This is a genomic window from Shewanella denitrificans OS217, from assembly GCF_000013765.1.
GTDB classification, from domain to species: Bacteria; Pseudomonadota; Gammaproteobacteria; order Enterobacterales; family Shewanellaceae; genus Shewanella; species Shewanella denitrificans.
Window position 1 is genome coordinate 2,409,245 of sequence record NC_007954.1, and the last position, 24,762, is coordinate 2,434,006.

The following is a 24,762-nucleotide window of genomic DNA, read 5'->3' on the forward strand; positions in this document are numbered from 1 at the left end:
GGGCCTAGGTATGAAGTCAGAAATTTCAAAAGTGGTGATTGCCGGTGGCGGCACTTCGGGCTGGATGACAGCGGCCATGTTGGCCAAGATGTTCAAAAAAACCCTCGATATCCACTTAGTCGAATCAGAAGATATCGGTACAATCGGTGTGGGTGAAGCCAGTATACCGCCACTTAAACTGTTCAATAATGCCTTAGGGATCCCCGAAGCTGAGTTTATACACGCTACCCAAGCCAGCATCAAACTGGGGATAGAATTTGAGCATTGGGGCCAGCAGGGCGAGCGCTACATGCATGCTTTTGGCAATATTGGCAAAGATCTCGGCTTGACGCCCTTTCACCACTTCTGGCTTAAATCTCAACAAACAAACACATCTGACTTTTGGCAATTCTCAGTTAACTATCAAGCTGCTAAACAAAACAAATTCGCTCCCCTTGAAAGCCTTGCCAATAACCAAATGGCCGGGATCACTCATGCCTATCATTTTGATGCCAACCTTTATGCTAAGTTGCTAAGGCAATACAGTCAGCAGGCTGGCGTCAATCGCCATGAAGGGAAAATAGTCACAACCAAGCTAGATACCCAGGGCAATATCGAGTCGCTTGAACTCAGTGATGGCCGGGTTATCATGGGTGACCTATTTATCGACTGCTCAGGCTTTGCCGCCTTACTCATAGGCCAAGCACTAAAGGTAGACTATGACAATTGGCAGCACTGGTTGCCCTGTGACAGTGCCTATGCCGTCCCTAGTACTAACTCAGGCCCATTAAAGCCTTACACCCAATCCATAGCCCATGCAGCAGGTTGGCAATGGCGCATCCCTTTGCAGCATAGAACCGGCAATGGTTTGGTCTATTGCAGTCAATATATGAGTGATGAAGCGGCCAAGCAATTGCTACTGCAGAACTTGGAGGGTGAAGCTTTAGCTGAGCCTAGAAAAATCAGCTTTACTACAGGCAGACGCGTCAAACAGTGGCATAAAAACTGTGTCTCTATCGGTTTATCCAGCGGTTTTCTAGAACCCCTCGAATCCACCAGCATACATCTTGTACAATCGGCCATTACGCGATTAATTAAATGCTTCCCTAACCAAGGAATAAAAGATATCCAAGTCGCTGAATTTAATCGTCAATCACAGAAAGAGTTCGAACAAATTCGTGACTTTATCATCTTACATTACCACCTCAATCAAAAAAATAATGATGCTGGTTTATGGCAATACTGCCGTGAAATGACAATTCCAGAATCCTTGCAGCGAAAAATCGACTTATTTCGAACCAGCGGCACTGTGTTTAGAGAGCAAGATGAGCTGTTTACTGAAGCCGCTTGGGTGCAAGTGTTGTTGGGCCAAGGGATAACACCAGAAGATTACCATCCACTGGCTAACGCAATATCTGGCGCTGACCTCACTGACTTTTTAGGCAATATGAAGAGTATTATTTCAGCGTCTGTGTCTAGGCTGCCAAGTCATGAACACTTCCTTGCCAGTTTATTATTGCGATAAATGAATCCGTATCCCGCCGTTAATATTAAGGAATTCAGATGAAAAAATTGACCTTCACTGTGGCTACCACCCTGCTTATGAGTGCGATGAATTTAGCTATTGCAGCGCAAAGCCCCTCCTCCTTTACCATCAATGCTGAGCCTATGTTTTGGTGGGCGGGAATGGAAAATAGTCAACTAGAGCTCTTGATAGAAGGCGACAATGTTGCGGCCTTGACCCCTAAGCTTAGCCAACAGCAAGGCATTACATTAGTCAAGACTGAGCGCAGCACTAGCCCAAACCATTTGTTTGTTACTCTGGATCTGCATCAAGCCCAGCCGCAAACATTAACCATTGATTTTTATGAATTAAACAATCCTAAAAAACCCGCTACAGCGACATTAGCCTATCAACTAAAACCAAGAACATCAGACTCAAAGCAGCGCCAAGGCTTTAGCAATAAAGACGTGATATACCTTATTACCCCAGACAGATTCGCCAATGGCAACCCAGATAACGATAACCATACCACCATGTTGGAAAAGGTGAACCGCAGCGATAAAGATGGCCGTCATGGCGGCGACATCCAGGGCATAATCGAGGCGCTGCCTTATTTAGCCGACTTAGGTGTGACTCAGCTATGGATAAACCCACTACTGGAAAATAACCAAGAAAAGTATTCTTACCATGGTTATTCCATCACAAACTTTTATCGAATAGACCCCCGCTTTGGCAGCAATCAGGACTATGTCAATCTAGTTCAACAGGCGAATAAATTGGGGATTGGGGTAATTAAAGACATAGTTGTCAATCATATGGGCAGCGGTCATCCTTGGATGACAAATTTCCCCAGCGCCACCTGGGTCAACGGCCAAGCAAGTTTGCAGCAACAACTGCCATTGGATTTTACCAACCATAGACGCACCACAGTGCAAGACCCCTATGCCGCGAGCACCGACACCCAAGCCTTCAGCGACGGCTGGTTTACCGATACCATGCCTGACATGAACCAGACCGACCCTCACTTTGCCACCTATCTCATTCAGAACAGCATCTGGTGGGTGGAGTACGCAGGTTTGAGCGGCATTCGAGAAGACACTTACTCTTATGCTGATAAAGCTTTCTTAACTCAGTGGTCTAAGGCCATCATGACCGAATACCCCAAGTTCAATATTGTCGGTGAAGAGTGGAGTCCTAACCCCATCACCGTCAGCTATTGGCAGGCGGGCAAGCATAATAAAGATGGCTATGTCTCCCATGTACCTAGCATGATGGACTTCCCCTTGTATGAGAAACTTATCGCCTCGCTCACCCAAGTCGAAGGCTGGGACACGGGCCTAGTCAACCTCTATGAGATGCTCGCCAACGATGTGGTTTATGCCGAACCGACCCAATTGGTGCTGTTTGAAGGCAATCACGACACCAATCGCCTCTATAGCTTGATGAATGAAGATCTTGCCCTGTTTAAGATGGCCATGGCTTATGTGCTCACGAGTAATCGCATTCCACAGATTTTTTATGGCACAGAAGTGTTGATGACAAGCCCCACTAAAGACAGAAACGATGGCCTAGTTCGCAGTGATTTTCCCGGTGGTTGGCAAGGCGATAGCCAAAATGCCATCACAGGCGATAACCTCAGTCCAGCTCAAATCGAAGCTCAACATTTTATCAAGACCTTGCTCAATTACCGTAAGCACTCAGACGCTATCATAAACGGCACCCTTAGCCATTACGCCCCTCAAGACGGTGTGTATGTGCAATTCAGACAAGCTGGGGATGAAACCTTGATGAGTATCTACAACAAAAATTCGGCCCCAGTGAATTTAGCCTTAGGCCGTTTTGCCGAGCATATAGGCAAGCACACTCAAGCCAGCAACATCCTTGAACACACAGAGTTTGACTTAAATGACAGCATATCGCTCACAAAAAAAGGCGTGACTCTGCTCAAATTAAGTACGCTCAAATTAAGTACCCACAAGCCCTAGTTCACATAAGTTAAGCCACTGATAAAAGATAACAATATGATTAACATCAATAATGCGATATCGACAATTACAAACACTTTACTGCTAAGCGGTCTCATTTTTGCTGGGATAAGTCAGGCTAATGCCCAAGCCTCATCACAAAAAGTCAGCGCTGCACCTGCACCAGGCGTTTTGCCCCACAAGGCGGTGGTTTATCAGGTGTTTACCCGCCTCTATGGCAACAAGAAGACCGCCAATATCCCCTGGGGCACAATCGATGAAAATGGCGTGGGTAAATTCAGTGACTTCAGTGAGCTTGCACTTAAAGACATACAATCCCTAGGCGTCAGCCACATCTGGTTTACTGGGGTGCCGCACCATGCGCTCATCAATGATTACTCCGCTATTGGCATAAGTCATGACGACCCCGATGTGGTCAAGGGCCGCGCGGGATCACCCTATGCGGTCAAAGACTATTACAAGGTCAATCCAGATCTTGCCGATAACCCGGCACAAGGATTAGCCGAATTTGAAGCCCTCATTGCCCGTACCCACAAACTTGGAATGAAGGTCATCATAGACATAGTGCCCAACCATGTGGCGCGCAGCTATCAATCCCAATATAAAGGCGCTGAAAATTTTGGCGCCAAGGACGATACGAGTCTTACCTATGCCAGACACAATAATTTTTATTATGTCCAAGGCCAAGCGTTCAGCGTGCCCGATGTGACAAAAAAGCCCCTCGGCGGTGAGTCTCATTCACTTTCTGATGGCAAGTTTGCAGAAAACCCCGCTAAATGGACAGGCAATGGCTCCCGCCTTGCTAAACCCGATGAAAATGATTGGTATGAAACAGTTAAAATCAATTATGGCGTGCGCCCCGATGGCAGCCATGACTTCCCTGCTCTCCCCCAACGTTTTAGGGAAAAAAGTACCGCCGAGCATCTCGCGTTCTGGCAGTCGCAAGACAGCAATGATATTCCCGATTCCTGGAAAAAATTTACTCATATCGCCCAATACTGGCTCGATAAAGGCGTCGATGGCTTTCGCTATGATATGGCCGAAATGGTGCCGGTTGAATTTTGGAGTTATTTAAATAGCCACATCAAACACATCAAGCCAGAGGCTTTCTTACTGGCAGAAGTCTATAACCCCAGTCTTTATGAAGATTACATTCAACTTGGGAAAATGGATTACTTGTACGATAAAGTCGGCCTTTACGACACATTAAAAGCCGTTATTCGCGGTCACAAAAATACAGATGAAATTGCTAAGGTGCAGGCCCAGGTGGCGCCTTTTGCCGATCACATGCTGCATTTCTTAGAAAACCATGATGAGCAGCGTATTCCGAGTTTTGATTTTGCCGGCAGCCCAGAAGCCGCCCTGCCCGCCATGGTGGTATCAACCACATTAAGCCGCTCACCCACCTTAGTGTATTTCGGTCAAGAAGTGGGCGAACAAGGCAATGAAGTGGCAGGCTTTGGCGCACCCACACGTACCAGTATTTTCGATTATGTTGGCGTGCCCGCCCATCAAAGATGGATGAATGGGGGTAAATTTGATGGTGGACAATCTAGCGAGCAAGAAAAACAACTGCGAGCCTATTACCAAACCCTACTGAACCTAAGCCGTAAAGCGCCTGCACTCAAAGGGAATTATCACCCCCTTAACAGTCATGATGACAAGGTGTTCGCCTTTAGCCGATCCAATGCTGCGCAGCGACTTATTATCGTCAGTAACTTCGATAGCAAACAGGGTAGAAAACTCTCCATAGCACTGCCCAAAAACCTAGTCGACGCATGGCAAGCACCTATGGCCACTAAGCTTCAGGATAGTCAGAAGCGAGATAGTCAGGCGCGGGATAAACTAAAGGCGACACAGATAAGGCTTAAGGACCTCCTCAACCCAAACCCTAGGCAAGAGTATCAGTTGCGTGTCAAGAATGAGAATGGAGTGGTACTGAGCGCCAGCCTCAACTTAACCCTCGCACCACTGGAGTCCGTCATCTTGGCTTGGTAAACACCATGACATGGCGAGTGTCAAAACCATTGGAGAAGACTAAGGTAGGTAACGCCGGCTCAATTAGCCGAATCCATAAAACTGCGGCGGTTCGCAACACCAGTCAACTCATCAGTCAAAGCCAATTCGCGCAACTTGTCTTGGATTGCCAGCAATTTAGCTTCTAAGGTTTTTTGTTCGGTAATTTCTTTTGCATGCACTAGCAGTTCTTTTGTGGGTAAGCTTTGCTCTGATAATAAAAACCAACGTCCGTCCCATTTATCCACTTCAAATAAACGAAAGTCTGAACTTTGACGGCGATTTTGAGCGGCGACGATCCAGTTATCAAGATCGTCGCTTTCCACATGCAGCCCATTACGGCTTTCAGCGCTGATGCGCACCAAACGCTCGAAACTCAAGCCAAGGGCTTGTTGTTTTTCTATGCCAATGATAGTAATTATTTGGTTATTATCAGCCTAGTTGAGACAGGTCCATTGTGCTCATTTTCTTAAATAATTGTCATGAGTCCTGCAGTGTTATTTGATAGTTGGCTTGGCCATTTTCAGTGGAGACGAAGTGACCCTTACCAACAAGATGGACAAAATCCCCCGTTGCCGACCGTTCCACCAATTCAAATTCACTGCTGGCCACACCTGCAGCAAAAAGCCCTTTATGTTGTAATATGAAGCTGCCTTTTTTGTCTCCTAAGCTGCCAGTGAAATGCTCAAAACCAACAAATGTGGCATTGGCATTATCTTGATATGACATCAAATAACGGATCTCACTGTGCCCTTGTAGCACGCCCTGATAGCTCTGGGTGATCACGGCCTGTGTCAACTTGGCACCATTGTCAGATTCAAAATAACTGGTCTCATCCCAAGCTGTAATTTGAAACATGCCTATGATAGTTTGCAACTTTGTTTTCATGTCCATACTGAACTCCCTGTTTTTTCAACACTTAAGTTAGCGTTATTTGCTCTTTAAGCTTTTTTATTTTGATTCATTATTGATGACGCTGAAGGTTTACCCCCCAATTGACGCAGGGGTAATTCAGCCATGAGCTGCTGCTTTTGACTATCTGCCATGGAATGCCAAGCGAGGATCTCAACCAAGGTACGCTGGCATCCAAGACAGACATCATTAGCGTCTAAGCAGCAATGACGCACGCAGGGCGACAACTCACTCTGACCAGACAGCATATTCATTACCACTGGGGTCGCTAAAATGAAATCTTCGCCCACCGGGGAAGGTGAAAATGTCTTTAATAAGTCCACCCCCTGCCGCTAGCACCTTAGCCTGAGTTTGTTCCAGAGATTGACTATAAAGAACAATAAGCGGGCTGCCCTGTAGAAGGTTAAAACTCTGCTCACTCAAATAAAAACCACCGTGGATCCCCGCATCGAGAAAGCAGCTGTATTCTGGGCCATAGTCCTGAAACTGCCAACCAAACACTGAGGTGAAAAACGCTTTACTGGCGCTGAGATTGAGGGTGGGAATTTCAAGGTAGTTAATACTGTGGTGCTGACTCATGAGCTTGCTCCATCGGTTGTGAATGTCGCGCTGAAATTAATATACCACGGTTATCTTGGCTCATTTTTAATCAGCCAACAAGCGCAATCCCTAATACCCCATAAAAAAGGGAGCAATGAGCTCCCCTTAAATAGGCATGTATTGAGCATGAACAACTCATCAACTAATCAAAGCTGCAACCGCCCCTATAATACCGCCAAACACTCCGCCCCAAACCACAAGCCAGCCTAGGTGAGTCTTGATCATTTCTTCGATGATGTCTTTCACCATCTCTGGGGTCAGTTCATCGAGGCGCTGCTCGACAATGTCGGCAACCTTGAGTCGCATATCGGCCATGACTTTAGGTTGTTCTAATTCGTTGATTAAAATCCTGTTGAATTCCTCACTTTGGGATAACTCAACCAAAGACAATTTAATTTTTTCTATGAAGGGCTCTTTCAGTGGCAAGAGTGCATCAGTGCCGCCAAACATGGCTAACATACCGCCTAAAGATGATTGAGCCACAGTGCTAATAAGCGCATCGAATGCCGGCGCTAAGTCCACCTTTTCAATCACAGGGGTGAGATCTATGGCCTGAGAGCTTTTGTTGGTTAAGAATCTGTCAATATTTTCTTGGGTAAAAAACTGACTCATCATCAAGTGTTTAATGCCTGCCTTAAACTCTTCAAATCTCAACGGCACCACACCTGAACCATAAAGCCCTGGGACTTTATTAAATAGCATATGCACGGCTAACCAATTGGTCACTGCACCCGACAAGGCAAATAAGCCTATGGTCAATACTAAGGGGGACTGACCGAGATAACCGCCCAGCACCAAGGCGGCTGCCAAAAAGTTGGTGATAACACTCTTATTCACTTCAATATCCTCACGGGTTAAATGGGCCGCATCTTACCAATAGCAAGCATGCTTGGCTAGTGAGGTTATGGCACTCCTGTTCATTATTACCTTTGTTAACCAATAAAAGGAGTCACGGATAATGCCATTAGGATCCGCTTAAATAAAAAACATATAACTCTATTGAAATTTAAAACAAAAAACTACAGCGCCTGATGATACATGTACACAACTGAGCTTGATTTAAAAGCGCTGCCCACAGGTGATTTTTCTGTTGCATTGTCCTGGCGGTCCCCACAGGACTCGTCCGCTTGCTGCAGATTGCCGGTTAAGGTTTCTTGCTCAACGTCTTCTTGTTTAACTTTTTCTTGAACAGCTATGCCTTGCTCGACCAAGGTGCGTTTTATCAGCACGACATCGGCACTGTCAGCAAGTTCTTTAGCCTTAGCTATCAATCCTTTGGCTATACCTGTACCGCGGTACAATTCAACCACAAAGGCATCATCAAAATACCACACAGGCTTAAGTGAAACCGAAGAGTAAGAGGGATAAAGTTGTATAAACCCCAGTGCTTGCACCTCATGACGGGCGATAAAAATCATGGTATCCCCCTCACTTAAGCGTGCACTGACGAATTGGCGGCACTTATGATTCTCTGATGGTTGACCTAAACTTTGTCTATAAAGATCGAACAAGCCTGTAAGCTGTTCCACATCCGCACCTGTCGCTAACCGTATTTGCATAATCCATCCCTGAAGCTTGTTTGAGTCATAAAGAGTCTTGCCGTCGACATACCCGCCCACTTAAGCCTATTTTACCTGACTTAAGTCTGCTTAAACAGACAACTAACCAAGACTTAAGTACGCACATAGTAACTATTCATTAACAAAATGCAAAAATAATTCATCTATTTGAGGACCTTATGCGAAATTCGAGTAAAATAGCCGTCTTTTCAAGCGTCCAAGTTATGACGTCATTTATACTTTCATTAGTTTTTCTTTTTTAGGCCTTTATCATGAATTCATCCCAGACCTCGCCCACTCGCCTTAAATGGCGTAACTCACGATTTGTGAAAGCCAGCATGCTGACTATTGTCAGTTACGCAGCCTTTGTGGCATTGTTAGGCTTAGCCTTACCCTTTTTTGCCCATGAACACTTACCCAAGTGGCTAAGCCAACAATTAGGCCGAGAAGTACAAATCGATGTCATCAAACTGGACCCCTTCGAGCTTTCAGTTGAAATCGCCGCCATTAAAATTAAAGAAGCCGATGGCAACACTGACTTTTTCAACTTGCAAAGCTTGTCCGCAGACTTTGCCTTTTGGGATAGCATAAAGCACGGCGGCTTAAGACTTAACAGCGTTGAGATAACTCAACCCTCGGTCTCAGTAGCACGTTACGCCAATGAAAAGTTAAATATCAGCGATATCGTACACAGGCTGCAACAATTAACCGCAAATGATGCCACAAAGCCTAAGGACGCATCCCCTGCTAAGCCGCTAAGTTTTGCCATAGAAACGCTAGCACTGACCCAAGGTCACTTTACCCTTGATGACATGAGCTCAGGCTTACAGCTCAATTATGCCGACATTACCATTCGCTTAGACAATGTGGATAGCCAGGGTTTGCTAGCCAAAACAACAAGCCCACAAGAGCAAGCTAATCTCTATGATATTCACCTAAAAGGCGATGCTAATAGCGAGTTTAAGACCAATGGCGCATTTCAACTTGTGCCCTTTAAGTTGCAAGGTGAGCTCAATGTCGATGCTCTGCCATTGGCGCAGTATTGGCACGCCGTTGATAAATTATTTAAGGTCAAGCTTGAACAAGGCCAGCTGAATGTGAAAGGCCACTATGCCCTTAGCCTTAGCAAGGACCCACAAGCTGCGCTAACATGGCGCGTTAAACAGGGTAAACTCAGCGTAAATCAGCTTCAAATCGATGATAAACAGCAGAAAAAATCGATATTATCATTAAATGCTTTAGTGCTTGAAAATATCCGTGCATCCAGCCAAGAGCGCAAGTTGTCTATCGATAGCCTGCAAAGTCATTCGGGAGTCTTGGCCCTTGTCCATGGTAAAGACGGTATAGATTTAGTCGACTTATTTAGCCCTGTGAATGCTGAGGCAAAGGCAAATACGGCTAGAACTGAAACAGAAACAGAAACAGAAACAGAAACAGAAACTCAGGATGTTGCACTTCACACTAACAAAGCTAACTCGCTAGCGAAGGCTTGGACTGTCAGCCTAAAAAATACCCAGATAAAAAACTATCAGGTTAATTTAACCGAAATGTCAGCCAGCGAAACCCCAACCCAATGGCAGTTTAGTGATATTAAGCTGACCAATTCAGCTATAGATCCCTCGCTGAGTTTACCCCTTGATTATCAAGTGTCGATGACCATCAATGATGGCAGCATTTTTGAATCCACAGGCCAAATAAAGCTCGATGAACGCAGCCTAGACAGCCAAATTAACCTCTCTAACCTCAAATTAACCCGCTTACAAGCTTACGTGGCCCCCTTTATCGATCTCACTATTGAAGATGGCACTTTAGGTGCCCAAGGTCAGCTTCAAGTCAATGCAGAGGCTGTAGTCAAGTTTCAAGGTAAGGCGCAAGTATCTTCTTTTGCCATTAAAGATAACTTAGTCAATCAGCCACTGATGAATTGGCAAGCCATGGATGTCACAGGCATTAATTTTAATTCTGCTGATAACCACATAGCGATCGCCGACATTGGCTTCGATGCCCTGTTTGCCAGACTGATTATCACCGAAGATCAACGCACCAATATCAGTGAACTGTTAATCACTCAACCGGCCGTTCCTCAATCCGCAGCGCCAAAGAAGCCAGTCAATGACACAGGTCCTGCTGTGGCTCAGATGAGCAAGGAAGGTGTGTTAGCGACCCTAGACAAGATTGAGTCCAGCATTGAAGCCAATAGCCAAAAATCAGGCCATCCCGCCCATAAGCCCCTCAGTTTTGAAATAGAGCGCATTCGCTTTGACAAGAGTTCTGCTTTTTTTGCCGATAACTCCCTCAATCCCAATTTCAGCTCGGGTATCGAGGAACTCAAAGGTGAAATCACCAACCTTTCAAGCAAGCTAGACAGTCGGGCCACTGTACTTCTGGATGGCAAGATAGATAAATACGCACCTGTGGTGTTAAAAGGTAAGGTAAACCCGTTTGCCAACAAGCCGTTTTTAGATGTCGACCTGTCCTTTAAACGGGTAGAGTTGACGTCGGTAAACCCCTATTCCGGCACCTATGCGGGATATTATGTGGATAAAGGCAAGTTATCCCTAGATCTTAATTACCAACTAAAAGATGGCCAATTACAAGGTAAAAACCATGTGGTTATTGAGCAGCTAAAACTCGGTAAGCCCAGTAATTCAAAGTTAGCCACTAGCTTACCTATCACCTTGGCCATCGCGTTATTGCAAGACAGGCATGGGGTGATTGACTTAGGCCTTGAAGTCTCAGGCGATATCAATTCTCCTAGCTTCAGTTTTGGCAATATTGTTTTGGCTGCCATGGGCAATTTAATCACTAAAGTCGTCACCTCGCCATTCACCTTATTGGCAAACCTCATTGGTGCAACTGAAGATGAATTGGACATGATACGTTTCGATTATGGTGGCTTTAATTTGCAAAAAGATCAACGCCGCAGCTTACGTGCACTCTCTAAAGCGTTGAATGACAGGCCATTACTCACCATAGAGCTGAGAGGCAGTATAGATCAAGCCAATGACAGGCAAGCATTAGCTGAAGCCGAATTGCATCGACACTTGGCCCGTATAGCTGGCCTGCCTTTGAATGAATTACCTAAAAACCTTAGCGCCAGTCAGTTTCCTTACTCGGGTCCCCTAGTCGATGCCTTAATGTATTATCTAGAGACAGAGCTTATGCTCGCGCCTGAAACAGTGAAGCAAACATTATTAACTGAAAGACCAGAGCTGGATGACGAGCAAACGCGTATTCATTGGCATATCGCCTTGTATAACTTGGCGAAGAAACAGCAAAAAATTGATAATCAAGCACTGAGCCAGTTAGCGCTCGCCCGCTCTCAAGCGGTCAAGGCGTACCTAGTCGAAAAAGGAAAAGTGGATCCGGAAAGAGTCTTTTTACTGGACAGTAAAATGACGATTAAACAGCAACATAGCGCTCAAGTTCGGGTTAATTTAGATGCAAGTAAAGCCTAAGACACACCGAGAACAGCCATTCACTGCCGCTCAGTGTGCCCACTGCTAACTGTGATAACCACAGTTAGCAGTGAACTGCATTAGTGGCATGTCGTTACATGGTCGCCATGTACCAGTAATCTAGGCGTTGTTGCGGCTCAGCAACCAAGGTTTTGCATTTATCCTTATATTGTCCCATTAGCGCTGCCAAATCACTGGCATTGCTCATACGGCTCACTTGCTCAGCCTTGGTGGCCTCAAGCTGGGCAGCCACTTCAGTCTCACTGGCATATTGCTTGGCTAAGGTTAAGGTTTCAACTGCAGAACTGGCTAAGCGCTCGCCAACCGCCTGCATTTGCGGCGCATTCATGGCGGTAATGGCCGCTGAACTTATTTGATAATAAGCGGCGCACTGAATAAGTTCACCGCTAAAAGCGGCCTCTGCTTTGTTTTGTGTCGTTAAGTTTGGTGCAGCTATGTCCTCAGCAGCACAGACTGGCAGGCCCATTAAAGCGAATAAGCCTAGGGCAGAAAGCGTATGTTTAACCATGATTGACCTTTTTGACTATCTATTTAATTATCTATTTAGCTATTGATTTAGCTAGCGATTTAGCTACTAATTTAGTTACTAAACCAAATAAAGAATACTTTATATCGCGATACAATTAGAATCCGTGGATGGCATGACTCACCCTAAACCAACCGGCAATACTAATGCGGGTAGCGAAGGTTTCACGCACTTCGTGCGGAAAACGTTCACTTAAGAAAATAGCCATGGTGCCCATGCGTGGCGGCACGGTATCCAGTTGACTATCATCTTCATCATAAATGACCAATTCGCCGCCATGATCAGGCTGCCAATGAGGATTTAAGAAAAACACTGTACTTAAAATCCGATTTTGACTGCCCTTTAGGGCATCTACGTGTTTACGGTAAAATGCCCCTGTCTCATAGACAGCATAATGACTCTCATAATCGAATAGCCCCATAAAAAGTCGCAGGTTCAAACCTTCACGAAGCTGCTCCATCAAGTTTAAGTAACCGCTGTCGATGGCATCATCATTTTCCAGCCAACTTATCTTGTCGGCCCGAATGTCCGTGTTAATTTGCTGTTCTATACCGCGACCAATGGCGGCTTGCTCAAACTCCCAAATTTGAGCGGCGCGCATTTTCCCAAGTAACGTTAAACTGATTTCTTGTGGAATAATATCGGACAGGATCACATAACCCTTATCCACTAACGCATCTGCTATCACATCTAGCAGTGCTTCACTGAGCGGCGAAATCATACAGCCTTATCCAAAACAATAGCGGCGCCCAAATCCATAGACTCAAGCGCAAATAGGGATATTGCTATCCAATTGACGGAGCGAGATTAAGTTAATATCCCCGTTGGGTAAAGCTTATAAACAGCCTAAAATGCAATTTTACAGCTGACTGTGCGTTAGCACCTTGTCTTTATCGTCTTCTTGTTTCTGCACCACAGCCGCACTGCCCTCGGCAAGCGCGGCCTTGTAATGCTGATTAAGCTTGATGGCCAGATACAGATCTGAGCGGATCACTATGCCGCCATCACCGAATTTCATGTCAGTTTGCTGGAACCAACCTATCATTTGCCGCTTACGGCCGGCCAAAATCAGCCTAACACCGCGTTTTTTAAACAAGACTTCTAAATCAGCCAGCATAGCCATTACGCTTAAATCTAAATGAGTGAAACACGGCACTGTGTCTATGATAATGCAATCGGCGTGCTCCGACTCTTTCACATAACGCTCCAGCAAACGGCGCTTAAAATAGGTGGCATTAAAATAGGTCAAAGGTGAATTAAACCGATAAATAAACACCCCTGGGATGGCTTTGGCTTTTTCATCATTATCCACACTGCGAATAACCCCTTTGCTGTCTAAGCCCAGCACTTGATCTGTCGGGCGCATGACGGTTTGCAAAAATTGGAACAATCCCAATAACACCGCCAGGGTAATACCCGGGATAACCCCGATAAAGAGCACGGCAAATAAGGTGGTCAAGGCCAAGAAAAAGGCCGGCCTGTCCCTCAGCCTCAGCTTCCAGATAGCTTTTAAATCAATAAGGTGGATTGAGGCGATAACCAATACCACACCTAAGGCGGCACTGGGGATAAACTCAAGTGGCGCCGTTAGAAATATCGCCACTATGGCGATGATACAGGCGGCAATAATAGACACGAGTTGTGTCTTACCGCCATTGGCATCGTTTACCGCTGTGCGAGAATCGGCGCCACTCACCGCAAAACCTTGGGATAAGGCCGAGGCAATATTGGCAAAGCCCAATGCCCTAAATTCTTTATCCGCGTCTATGTCATAGCCATTTTTCGCCGCAAAGCTTCGAGCCGTCAACATCATGCTCACAAAGCTCACCATGGCCAAGTTAAGCGCTGGCATGACAAGCTCACGGGCAATACCTAGATTAAAGGTGGGTGTTTGAAACGTGGGTAAACCACCGGCCACACTGCCAATGGTTTTAATGTCGAATTGGCCCAAATTGAACACCCACACCAACAGTCCGCCGGCGGCAATGGCAAACATTGATGAAGGCCAAGCAGGACGAAAACGTTTCATGGCAAAGTACACAGCCACTGTAAGTAGTGCCATTAATAGGGTCGGACCGTGGGTCTTGGATAAATACGTCGGCACGCCACCGAGACGCTCTAACAGGTATTTTTCTTCAAAATCAAAACCAAAAATTTTTGAAAACTGACCCACAATAATAGTGATCGCCACCCCGTTGAGTAGCCCCATTAAAATGGGTTTTGACAGGAAGTCGGCGAGCACACCTAATTTGAAACGGCTGGCGATAAGACACCAAAAGCCTGTCATCACTGTCATGGTCATCACTAACTGCCAGTGTTTTAAGGCATCCCCTGCGGCAAGTGGCGTGACCACGGCGGCTATCACAGCACAAGTTGCCGCATCTGGCCCAACAATTAATTGTCTTGAGGTGCCCATGAGTGCATACACCAACATAGGCAAGACACAAGAATACAAGCCCACGGCGGCATTGACGCCCGTCAGTTGTGCATAGGCAATGGCAACCGGCAAGGCGACAGCTGCCACAGAAAGGGCTGCACGCACATCATCTTTTAGCCAATGGCGCTCATATTTTGATAGGGATTGTAACCCCGGCATAAATGCAAAAATACGACTCTGGAGCAAAATAACCTCAACAATGCAGGGGAAAACTATACGGCCATGGAAAGTGCCAATAATAGTGTAATATGAATGAATTAGGCAATATCTGTTGACATTACTTTAGCACGTTTACATGAGTTATATTGCCATTAAGCATGTTATTATAAGCCGCTTCAACTTAGGTATTTGCCTAAGTGTGGACCTCATTGATATAAAAACACCTTAACTTGGTACATATTCATGACAAGCTTAGCCTAGAGCTTTCACACAGTTTTGATTTTTAAAGGAATAATAGTGGAAAAGCCAACATCTTCAGCCTCAACAACATTTCCTAACCTTGCCTTGCTGATCCCCATGTTGGCAGCTATGGCCGCTATCACGCCACTGGCTATCGACATGTACTTGCCTGCTATGGCCGCCATCGGCGCCGATTTTTTAACTGATATCACCTTAGTACAGCAGTCATTGAGCCTGTATCTTGCAGGCTACGCCCTAGGCATGCTGACCTTTGGTCCTATTGCCGACAAAGTGGGGCGCCGGCCTTTAGTCTTGGTTGGCTTAATGGGGTTTGCTTCAGTGAGCTTGGCCATCTCCATGTCAGATTCAATCGAAGTCTTTTTAGGGCTCAGGTTTCTGCAGGCCTTCATTGGCGCGGCTGCCACTGTGGTGATCCCAGGCTATATCAAGGAAGTGTATGGCGAAAACACGGCTAAGGGCATGTCCTATGTCAGCCTGATCATGATGCTTGCGCCGCTCGTTGCCCCCGGTCTTGGCAGCTTAATTCTCGAGATGGGCAACTGGCACCTTATCTTTTTATTCCAGTTTGCCTATGCCTTAGCACTCATTTTTTTGGTGCTGTTCACCCTAAAAATGCCCAGCGACAAAGATATGTCGACGCGCAGTCAAAAAACCGTGCTCGGCGGTTATATCACGGTATTCACTCGCCAAGGGGTTAAGCTCAACCTTGCCAGCGGCGTGCTGACGTCATTTGCGTTTTTCTGCTACCTGACCGCCTCGCCCTTCGTGTATATGGAAGTCTTTTCTCTAGATAAATCCCACTTCGCCATTTTATTCGGCACTAACGTCGGTGCACTCATGTTGGCGAACGTGGTTAATTCACGCATAGTGACCCGTTTCGGCTCTAAGCGCATGTTACATGTGTCGACTGTCCTTGCTTGCATATTTGCCAGCGGTTTACTTATGGTGAATCTATGGTCATTGAGTTATCACTACACAGTACTGGCCCTTATCCCCTTGATGGGTAGTCTTGGGATAATGTCGGTCAATGCCGATGCCATCATATTAATGAAATTTAAGAATGAGACTGGGACTGCAACCGCAGTTATTGGCACCTTGCGTTTTGGTTTTGGCGCACTGGCAGGCCCTCTTTTAGCCTTTTTTTACACAGGTACTGCTGTTCCCTTCTGCGCCTTAATGCTCGCCTCCGTCATGATTGTCGCTTTATGCCAAGGCTACCAAAGCTTTATAAATCGAGAGCAAAGTTCAATAAATTAGCTCGTGCACAGGATTCATACACTATGCCTAAAATAAAGTCAGTGATAAAACCTCTGCATTTTGCAATGCGTATTTAATTATTGGCTGGTGCACACACTCGGATTCAAAAAAAGACTCCATGAGATCTTTGGATGAATTAATCTCAGTTGTTTTGTCGAGCACTTTCATGGTTTACTTTTGCTTCTTATACAGAACCCATCAGGCAACTAATTTAAGCTGAAATTTATCAGCCCCCTACTCATTTAGCCCAATTCGGGTTAGTTTTAGTAACAAGGCAAGGACAATTCCTGCACAGTGATACTCAGTTCATGTTTATTTAAAAGGGAAAATTTATGAATTCGCCAACTGTTTACCCAGTACCCAGCCAGATCAGTGCCCATGCTCATATCGATGAGCAAACCTACCAGCGCATGTATCAGGCCTCTATCGACAATCCAGAGCGCTTCTGGGGCGAACAAGGCAAACGCATAGATTGGATCACCCCTTACAGTCAAACTCAAGTGAAGAAAACCAGCTTCGATGCAAACAACTTGTCTATCCAATGGTTCGCCGATGGCACACTGAATGCCTCAAGTAATTGCCTCGACAGGCACCTTGAGCGCAATGGCGACAAGATTGCCATCCTCTGGGAAGGTGATGATGCCAAAGAGCAGCGCCAATTAAGCTATCGTGAGCTTCACACCCAAGTGTGTCAGTTTGCCAATGTGCTTAAAGCTCAAGGGGTAGTGAAGGGCGATATCGTTACCCTTTATATGCCCATGGTGCCAGAGGCCGCCGTGGCCATGTTAGCCTGCGCCCGCATTGGCGCCGTGCATTCGGTGATTTTTGGCGGTTTCTCACCAGATTCTATCGCTTCACGCGTGATTGATGGTAAATCAAAAGTTATCATCACCGCCGATGAAGGCATTCGCGCTGGCCGCACTATCCCCCTAAAACACAACGTCGATGAAGCCCTAGCCCGTCCTAGCGTCACTTGCGTGAATAATGTCATCGTGCTTAAACGCACAGGCGCCAACGTTGACTGGCAGCAAGGTCGTGATTTGGACTGGGATGAATTAATGGCTGGCGTCAGCAGTGATTGCCCCGCCGAAGAAATGAACGCAGAAGATCCGCTATTTCTACTCTACACTTCAGGCTCGACCGGTAACCCAAAAGGCGTGCTGCATACCACAGGCGGCTATCTGGTTTATGCCGCCATGACTCATGAATATGTTTTTGATTATAAAGAAAATGAAGTCTATTGGTGCACCGCCGATGTTGGCTGGATCACAGGCCATTCCTACATGGTTTACGGCCCCTTTGCCAATGGGGCTACTGTGCTGATGCACGAGGGCGTGCCCAACTATCCCACCCCTGCCCGCCTCGGCGAAATAGTGGACAGGCATAAAGTGAATATCCTCTATACCGCGCCCACGCTAATTCGGGCATTAATGGCCGAAGGCAAGGAGCATTTCAACGGCTTTAGTGGCGAGTCATTACGCATTATGGGGTCTGTGGGCGAGCCCATTAACCCAGAAGCCTGGCGTTGGTACCACGAAGTCATCGGCCATGAGCATTGCCCTATCGTGGATACTTGGTGGCAAACTGAAACCGGCGGCATCCTAATCAGCCCATTACCAGGCGCCATTGCCACTAAACCTGGCTCAGCGACTCGGCCTTTCTTTGGAGTAAAGCCTGCTATTGTGGATAGCACGGGACAAATACTTGAGGGCGCTGTGGAAGGCAATCTGGTGATGTTGGATTCTTGGCCGGGTCAGATGCGCACTGTGTATGGCGACCATGCACGCTTCGCCCTCACCTACTTTAGTACCTTTAAAGGCATGTATTTCACCGGTGATGGTGCAAGACGTGATGAAGACGGGTATTACTGGATAACAGGTCGAGTGGACGATGTGATAAACGTCTCAGGCCACCGCCTCGGCACTGCGGAAGTTGAAAGCGCATTGGTGGCCCATGAGCAGGTCGCCGAAGCTGCGGTTGTGGGCTATCCCCATGACATTAAAGGCCAAGGCATTTACGCCTACGTCACTTTAGTCCATGACGCCGAGCCTTCAGAGGCCCTGCGTCAAGAATTAAGGCAGTGGGTCCGTAAAGAAATTGGCGCTCTGGCAACCCCAGATCTGATTCAATGGGCCACAGGCTTACCTAAGACACGTTCAGGCAAGATAATGCGCCGCTTCCTGCGTAAAATTGCCGCCAATGAAGTCACCAACTTAGGGGATTCATCCACCTTGGCCGATCCCTCCGTCATAGACACCTTGATCGCCAGCCGCTTAAATCAGCGTTAATCTGGCAGTTATCCAAAAATACTAAACAAAAACGCCGCTAAGTAAGCGGCGTTTTTGTTCTACAATCGTATTTGTAATTAACCCAATGAGGCGAGTCTTAATTAACCATAAAACCAGTAGCACACCCCAATGGCGGCGATAATCCCGCCAGCATCGGCCGCAAGGCCGCAGCCTAGGGCATGGCGGCCATTTTTAATCCCCACAGAGCCAAAATACACCGCTAAAACATAGAAAGTGGTTTCTGTGCTGCCTTGAAAAATCGCCGACAAACGCCCAGCGAAAGAATCCACCCCATGGTGGGACATGGTCTCAAGCATCATGGCTCTGGCCCCTGAGCCACTAAAGGGTTTCATCAATGCGGTGGGCATGGCATCGATAAAGCGGCCATCAAAGCCCATCAAATGCACCACGCTTGCCAAGCCTGACAGGGCGTAATCCAATGCGCCGGATGCGCGCAAAAAACCTATGGCAAGTAACATGGCAAGTAAATAGGGTATTAGCTGAATCGCTTGTTTAAACCCTTTGGTGGCGCCTTCAATAAACTCATCATAAATAGGCACTTTTTTAAACCCTGCCACCAAGATAAAGCTCAATACTAAGGCAAGTAAGATGCCGTTACCCAGTACGCTTGAGACTTCACCTATGGCGGTTGCCGATAAACTCAAGAGATAAAAGATACTCGCCCCAAGGAAGGCAAATATCACCCCGCCATAGGCCAGCACCACAGTATTTAACATGGACAAGCGCTGCACTATAGCCACCACAGTCAAGCCCACTAAGGTTGAGGCGCAGGTGGCAAGCAATATGGGTAAAAAGATGTCTGCAGGTGCTGCTGCCCCTTGCTGGGCGCGGTAGAGAAACACAGTCACGGGCACTAAGGTGACCGACGAAGTATTGAGCACTAAGAATAAGATTTGTGCGTTGGTGGCGACGGCTTTGACGGGATTTAGGCTTTGCAAATCCTCCATCGCCTTAAGCCCTAGGGGAGTAGCGGCGTTATCAAGCCCCAACATGTTGGCGGTTAAATTCATCGAGATACTGCCATAAGCCTTGTGGCCCCTTGGCACTTCAGGCATTAACTTATGCAATAAAGGCTCAAATAATCTGGCAAATAGCCCGACAACACCGGCTTTCTCCCCCACTTGCATCAAGCCCATCCACAGGGCAAGTACCCCAATCAAGCCCAAGGAAATGTCCGCGGCAAGTTTCGCGCTAGCAAACAATGAGGCCACGGCCACGCTTAACACTTGTGTATTACCGCCAATAAGTTCAAGCACTATGGCAATAGTTGAAACCACAAAAAACAATAACCACACACGGTTTAACAAGGCTTGCCTCACTCATTTAGGGGAAATTTAAGGGGAATAACTCGGCGCTTTGGCATCGCAGTTGACGCTTAAGCTATGCTAGAATAGCGCCATTAGTGCACTGAGATAATGAACATTTTTACATTATGCTTCAAATAAATCCAAACTTTATCAAACACATTGAGCAAGAGCTACCCTCTCATCTGTCCATGGATGAGTTTATCTTGGCGTGCAACCGTCCTTTACGTCAATCCATTAGGGTCAACACCTTAAGGATTTCAAGTGAGGATTTTATCGCCCTAATGACGCCTCGCGGTTGGTCTTTTTCGCCAGTGCCTTGGTGCAGCGACGGCTTTTGGATAACCCTGACTCATGATGAACAGCTGGGTAATTGCCTAGAGCACATTCAGGGCTTGTTCTACATTCAAGAAGCCAGCTCCATGTTACCGCCAACCGCATTATTTACGAATGATGATGCTGATGAACGAGCACCACTGCGGGTATTAGATATGGCCTCGGCCCCAGGCTCTAAGACCACCCAAATGGCAGCATTAATGAATAACAACGGCCTCTTGATAGCCAATGAGTATTCCGCCAGTCGAGTGAAAGTCTTGCACGCCAATGTGCTGCGCATGGGCGTGAGTAACTGCGCCCTGACGCATTTTGATGGCCGCGTGTTTGGCGAATATCAATACGAAGCCTTCGATGCCGTGCTACTTGACGCCCCTTGTGGCGGCGAAGGCACAGTGCGTAAAGATCAAAACGCGTTAAAAGAGTGGCAACTGGATGATGTGATAGCCATTGCCGACACGCAAAAAGACTTAATCGAAGCCGCCTTTTTAGCGTTAAAACCCGGCGGTGCACTGGTCTACTCCACCTGCACCTTAAGCCAACTTGAAAATCAGGCCATTTGTCAGCACCTATTGAGCCGTTATCCCGAGGCGGTAGCGTTTGAATCCCTAGCGACGTTATTTGATGGCGCAGCTAAGGCCTGCACTGAAGAAGGCTTTTTGCATGTGTGGCCGCAAATTTATGACAGCGAAGGTTTTTTTGTTGCCAAAATGCGCAAAACCGCCTCAGTACCCAGGATCAAAAGTCAGCCTAAAGCCCAGAAAAATTTCCCCTTTAGCCCAGCCCCTGAGAAACAAATTGCCGCGCTGCAAGACTATATCCAGCAAAGCTTCGCCTTAAGCTTGCCGCCAGGGGCACAGGTGTATTTAAGGGACGATGAGTTTTGGTTATTCCCCGCGCCCTTTAGTGATTTTATTGGCACAATGCGGTTTCAGCGCATTGGCATCAAGCTGGCTGACGTGCTTAAAAAAGGATTTAAAATCAAGCATGAAGCCGTTATCGCCTTAGGGGCGAAACTCGGCACTAACGCAAACAATAACTCAAACACTAATCCAAACAATAACGCAAACACTAATCCAAACAATAACTCAAACACTAACCCAAGATGCATCCCATTAAATCAAGCTCAGGCTGAGCAATTTTTAATGGGCCGCGACATAGACACGGCAAGCTTTGATGGCAAACTTGACCTCACTCCCAAGGGGGAAATGATGGTCAGCTACCACGGCGCCGCCATAGGGGTGGTTAAACACTTAGGCCACAGGCTTAAAAACAGCCTACCACGGGAACTGGTGAGAGATAACTTAGGTTGACGTCTGAGCTAGGGTTAACGTCTAAGCTAAGGTTAGCGACTTTGCTAGTCATCCGATGGTGAATATCCCTAAGTGGGAGATAACTGAGTAAACACAGCCCTGTGGACTTACCTCAGTGGATTTAGCTCGATGGATTTAGCGCAGTGGATATAACTAAACAATCTAGCGGGGAACTGGGATTAGGCAAGGCTAAATAATATTAGCCAACTATAATCTACTAAGGCCCGCAGCGCATTGCTGTAGCATTAATTTATCTAGACCAGTTTCCCTAGACCTAAGACAACAGGATAGTTTTGGGTCTTTTTTTTGCCTCTCATTCACCCCAAGTCCTAGATCATTTTTTTGATGACTCACAAAAATCAAATCGAGCAGATATTCATAAGATGAAGCAGCGTAGAATTATGAACACCCTCATGACCCCCCTCGAATGTGATAGGCTCGAGCGCAACATCCCTGCAGCCTAACTCAATAGATCAACTCGAGTCATTTAGCCCTATATCCTCTCATTAACAGCGGCGTTGTCATTAAGCACTAAGCATAGATTTAACAATGGCTGGCACCATTAATATGTTCTGTAATCAACTAAAGCGTAATCATAATACTTTCTATGTTCTACACCCGCTAAATTAGAATTTATTTTATTTGGATGCTTGTAGTCCTTCCAACTGGCAACATCACGGCCCACATTTAATTTTGGAAAATCAGCACTTCCTTGAGCTTCTATACCTAAAAACATTTTCATTTCCAGTAGGCTGCCCTGCTTACTGATATCAATTGATAAAAAGTCGTCACGGCCTTCAAAGTAGGATAAAACTGCCTGTTCGTGACGTGTGTAACAATCAATTAATTCATTTTCGGTTAAGGGTAATGTCCCTGGGAATGTGTGATGAAAGCTGCGCTTTAAAATCGGATTGAATTTTCCTGTTTTAGGATCTAAATGAGGTGCCATTTTTTCAAGCAACATGATTATTGATGGCACCCATTTAGCCATCTCTCTTGTCAAATAAATGAACTTAGCGTGAGGAAATATTCTATCTAAATGCATATAGTCACTAAAGCAGGGAGCATCAGTGACTGCATCAGCCATTTCAAATGCTTTTTTAGTAAATGCCGTGTGAGCTACGGACAAACCCATCTCTAATAGCGCAACACTGATACTGGTGGTTCCAGTTCTGGGCAGACCGATAATAAATACCTTAGACATTTGTTCCGACTCATTTTCTAAAGGGCATTAGTATAAATGCAACCGCTCAGTAGATGGAGAAAAACATGGTTTTTTCATATGAATATAACGCTAAAACCCAAATATCCCCAGTATGATACTTTAACTGACATCTTGAACATCTTTATGTAGATAGCTAATTGGGTCGCGGGTAGACGTCATTAATTTAGCCATCTTACCTGAATCGATTTCAGCCTGAAGTTGCACAGGTGAACCTCCTACCTTCTTGTTTTTCAGAATAGGACATCGAGGAGGGCTATAGGGACCCAGTTGATTTTATAAGAAGTTACGCGTGTCGATGATCAAGTGCCATGACAAGCCTGCATACGCAATTGTCCAAACCATTATTGCTAGCTTTTGCCAAACCCGCCCCACTGTGTCGTCAGTGGTTCTGAAATGTCAGATGGGGCGACTTGAGTCACGACCAAGAGTCTGGCCTTAGCGGCCAGCAAGCTTTGCGGCGCCTTTGAATAAATTGAAGAAGTTGTCTGTGGTGTACTGGGCTAAATCTTCAAACTGCTCGCCTCTGAGTTCGGCGACAAATTTTGCCACATCATACACATAAGCTGGCTGATTTTCTTGACCTCTGTGGGGAACGGGGGCCAAGTAAGGTGAGTCGGTTTCCACTAATAATCTGTCTTTAGGCACTTTACGAATGACGCTGCGCAGCTCACCTGCATTTTTGAAGGTGACTATGCCTGAAACCGAAATATAAAAGCCTAAGTCTATGGCGGCTTTGGCCATTTCCCAGTTTTCGGTAAAGCAATGCAACACGCCGCCAACCCTGTCAGCATTGCCCGCTTTCAGCATGGCTATGGTGTCTTCTCTGGCATCGCGGGTATGGACAATAAGGGGTTTGTTGACTTGAGTTGCCAAGGCGATTTGCTGCTCAAAACATTGCTGTTGCAATATTTTGGTTTCATCGGCGTAAAAATAATCTAGCCCAGTCTCACCAATGGCCACGACTCTGGCATCGTTGGCATATTCGGCAATTTGGCCTATGTCTAGCCCTTCTTGCACATCTAAGGGATGCACCCCAGAGGAGAGAAACACATTGTCAAAGATGCTGACCTTATCCCGCATGGCTTCAAAACCTTGCTGACGCACGTTAACGCACAAGAGGTAATCGACCCCTTGGGCTTTAGCTGAATCAACAATCAACTTGAGGCTGGCTTGATCTGGGGCCGCTTTTAAGCGGTCTAAATGGCAGTGGGAATCTATAAGCATGGCGAAGATTAAGTCTACTCAAAAAAAGGCAGCCAAGGATACCTAGCTACATGGTACAGGTCAAATCTGCCGAAGCTAATTCCCTAGAAAGCAGTTTCTCAATGTGGTTTTTATGACTTTCAGGATCGGTTTTAATTTTAAGGCCAACCCCAGCAGGACGGCCACCTGAGGCACCTAAGGGATTAATCCACACCACAACACCGGTAAACTCATGCATTTGGGTCGCATCCGGTAACCGATAAGAAATGGTTAAGGTCTCACCCAAATAATGGCTTTCAGATGTCGCGACAAACAGCCCCGCAGGCTTAATAAACGGCATGTAAGCACGATAAAGCTGATGCAAACTGTCAAAATGAACAACAAGATTAACCATCTAATAT

20 protein-coding genes are annotated in these 24,762 nt (G+C 46.3%); 7 read left to right on the plus strand and 13 right to left on the minus strand.

Translation table 11 applies throughout. The annotated features are described in order from the left end of the window. Nucleotides 1–10 precede the first annotated feature (10 nt). From SDEN_RS10590 to SDEN_RS10600, 3 genes are read left to right on the plus strand one after another with little or no spacing between them, the layout of a single operon-like run. Entirely contained in the window at nucleotides 11–1,504 is a 1,494-nt protein-coding gene (locus SDEN_RS10590; protein ID WP_011496469.1) for a tryptophan halogenase family protein, read from the plus strand. Between the two features lie 38 nt (nucleotides 1,505–1,542). Continuing rightward, nucleotides 1,543–3,468, plus strand: coding sequence for a glycoside hydrolase family 13 protein (locus SDEN_RS10595; RefSeq protein WP_011496470.1), 1,926 nt, complete (start codon nucleotides 1,543–1,545; stop codon nucleotides 3,466–3,468). 36 nt (nucleotides 3,469–3,504) lie between these two features. Further along, nucleotides 3,505–5,466: an alpha-amylase family glycosyl hydrolase gene (locus SDEN_RS10600; RefSeq protein WP_011496471.1), complete on the plus strand. Its 1,962-nt coding sequence runs from the start codon at nucleotides 3,505–3,507 to the stop codon at nucleotides 5,464–5,466. Between the two features lie 59 nt (nucleotides 5,467–5,525). Here the strand turns inward: SDEN_RS10600 and SDEN_RS10605 are convergent, their stop codons facing one another. The 6 genes from SDEN_RS10605 to SDEN_RS10630 form a co-directional block, all read right to left on the minus strand. Further along, complete coding sequence (locus SDEN_RS10605; protein WP_049763008.1) at nucleotides 5,526–5,864, minus strand: hypothetical protein; 339 nt, start codon at nucleotides 5,862–5,864, stop codon at nucleotides 5,526–5,528. 100 nt (nucleotides 5,865–5,964) lie between these two features. Next, entirely contained in the window at nucleotides 5,965–6,378 is a 414-nt protein-coding gene (locus SDEN_RS10610) for a DUF3224 domain-containing protein (RefSeq protein ID WP_011496472.1), read from the minus strand. 47 nt (nucleotides 6,379–6,425) lie between these two features. After that, nucleotides 6,426–6,650 carry a DUF1289 domain-containing protein gene (locus SDEN_RS10615; protein WP_083759650.1) on the minus strand — a complete coding sequence of 75 codons (225 nt, stop codon included), beginning with the start codon at nucleotides 6,648–6,650 and terminating at the stop codon, nucleotides 6,426–6,428. Next, nucleotides 6,625–6,975: a VOC family protein gene (locus SDEN_RS10620; RefSeq protein ID WP_011496474.1), complete on the minus strand. Its 351-nt coding sequence runs from the start codon at nucleotides 6,973–6,975 to the stop codon at nucleotides 6,625–6,627. The genes SDEN_RS10615 and SDEN_RS10620 overlap by 26 nt, the downstream gene beginning before the upstream one ends. A 159-nt stretch (nucleotides 6,976–7,134) precedes the next feature. Beyond that, a complete protein-coding gene (locus SDEN_RS10625) occupies nucleotides 7,135–7,833 on the minus strand; it encodes a hypothetical protein (protein WP_011496475.1) in 699 nt (232 codons plus the stop codon). Between the two features lie 182 nt (nucleotides 7,834–8,015). Continuing rightward, complete coding sequence (locus SDEN_RS10630) at nucleotides 8,016–8,555, minus strand: GNAT family N-acetyltransferase (RefSeq protein ID WP_011496476.1); 540 nt, start codon at nucleotides 8,553–8,555, stop codon at nucleotides 8,016–8,018. 272 nt (nucleotides 8,556–8,827) lie between these two features. Between SDEN_RS10630 and SDEN_RS10635 the strand changes: the two genes are divergently transcribed. After that, nucleotides 8,828–12,013: a DUF748 domain-containing protein gene (locus tag SDEN_RS10635; RefSeq protein ID WP_011496477.1), complete on the plus strand. Its 3,186-nt coding sequence runs from the start codon at nucleotides 8,828–8,830 to the stop codon at nucleotides 12,011–12,013. Between the two features lie 94 nt (nucleotides 12,014–12,107). Here the strand turns inward: SDEN_RS10635 and SDEN_RS10640 are convergent, their stop codons facing one another. The 3 genes from SDEN_RS10640 to SDEN_RS10650 all read right to left on the minus strand — a co-directional run bounded on the left by SDEN_RS10640 (nucleotide 12,108) and on the right by SDEN_RS10650 (nucleotide 15,156). Next, nucleotides 12,108–12,500: a hypothetical protein gene (locus SDEN_RS10640; RefSeq protein ID WP_041406238.1), complete on the minus strand. Its 393-nt coding sequence runs from the start codon at nucleotides 12,498–12,500 to the stop codon at nucleotides 12,108–12,110. A gap of 157 nt (nucleotides 12,501–12,657) precedes the next feature. Next, the gene (locus tag SDEN_RS10645; protein WP_011496479.1) at nucleotides 12,658–13,281 is read right to left on the minus strand and encodes a 2OG-Fe(II) oxygenase; all 624 of its coding nucleotides are present in this window, start codon (nucleotides 13,279–13,281) and stop codon (nucleotides 12,658–12,660) included. 138 nt (nucleotides 13,282–13,419) lie between these two features. Then, nucleotides 13,420–15,156 carry a SulP family inorganic anion transporter gene (locus SDEN_RS10650; RefSeq protein WP_011496480.1) on the minus strand — a complete coding sequence of 579 codons (1,737 nt, stop codon included), beginning with the start codon at nucleotides 15,154–15,156 and terminating at the stop codon, nucleotides 13,420–13,422. A 357-nt stretch (nucleotides 15,157–15,513) separates the two neighbouring features. On the opposite strand from SDEN_RS10650, the gene SDEN_RS10655 reads away from it, so the two are divergent. Then, a complete protein-coding gene (locus tag SDEN_RS10655; RefSeq protein WP_198134647.1) occupies nucleotides 15,514–16,674 on the plus strand; it encodes a multidrug effflux MFS transporter in 1,161 nt (386 codons plus the stop codon). A gap of 332 nt (nucleotides 16,675–17,006) precedes the next feature. Next, a complete protein-coding gene (acs, locus tag SDEN_RS10660; protein WP_011496482.1) occupies nucleotides 17,007–18,962 on the plus strand; it encodes an acetate--CoA ligase in 1,956 nt (651 codons plus the stop codon). Between the two features lie 101 nt (nucleotides 18,963–19,063). Here acs and SDEN_RS10665 read toward each other — a convergent pair whose 3' ends face one another. After that, nucleotides 19,064–20,290 (minus strand): nucleoside recognition domain-containing protein, encoded by a 1,227-nt coding sequence (locus SDEN_RS10665; protein WP_041406240.1) that lies wholly within the window; start codon nucleotides 20,288–20,290, stop codon nucleotides 19,064–19,066. Between the two features lie 125 nt (nucleotides 20,291–20,415). Here SDEN_RS10665 and rsmF point away from each other — a divergent pair, with 125 nt between their 5' ends. Continuing rightward, complete coding sequence (gene rsmF, locus SDEN_RS10670) at nucleotides 20,416–21,933, plus strand: 16S rRNA (cytosine(1407)-C(5))-methyltransferase RsmF (protein ID WP_011496484.1); 1,518 nt, start codon at nucleotides 20,416–20,418, stop codon at nucleotides 21,931–21,933. 562 nt (nucleotides 21,934–22,495) lie between these two features. Here rsmF and SDEN_RS10675 read toward each other — a convergent pair. From SDEN_RS10675 to SDEN_RS10685, 3 genes are all read right to left on the minus strand, one after another. Then, nucleotides 22,496–23,137 carry a sulfotransferase gene (locus SDEN_RS10675; protein ID WP_011496485.1) on the minus strand — a complete coding sequence of 214 codons (642 nt, stop codon included), beginning with the start codon at nucleotides 23,135–23,137 and terminating at the stop codon, nucleotides 22,496–22,498. A gap of 456 nt (nucleotides 23,138–23,593) precedes the next feature. Next, nucleotides 23,594–24,382 (minus strand): TatD family hydrolase, encoded by a 789-nt coding sequence (locus tag SDEN_RS10680; protein WP_011496486.1) that lies wholly within the window; start codon nucleotides 24,380–24,382, stop codon nucleotides 23,594–23,596. Nucleotides 24,383–24,428: 46 nt separating this feature from the next. Continuing rightward, nucleotides 24,429–24,755, minus strand: coding sequence for a PilZ domain-containing protein (locus SDEN_RS10685; protein WP_011496487.1), 327 nt, complete (start codon nucleotides 24,753–24,755; stop codon nucleotides 24,429–24,431). Between the last annotated feature and the right edge of the window lie 7 nt (nucleotides 24,756–24,762).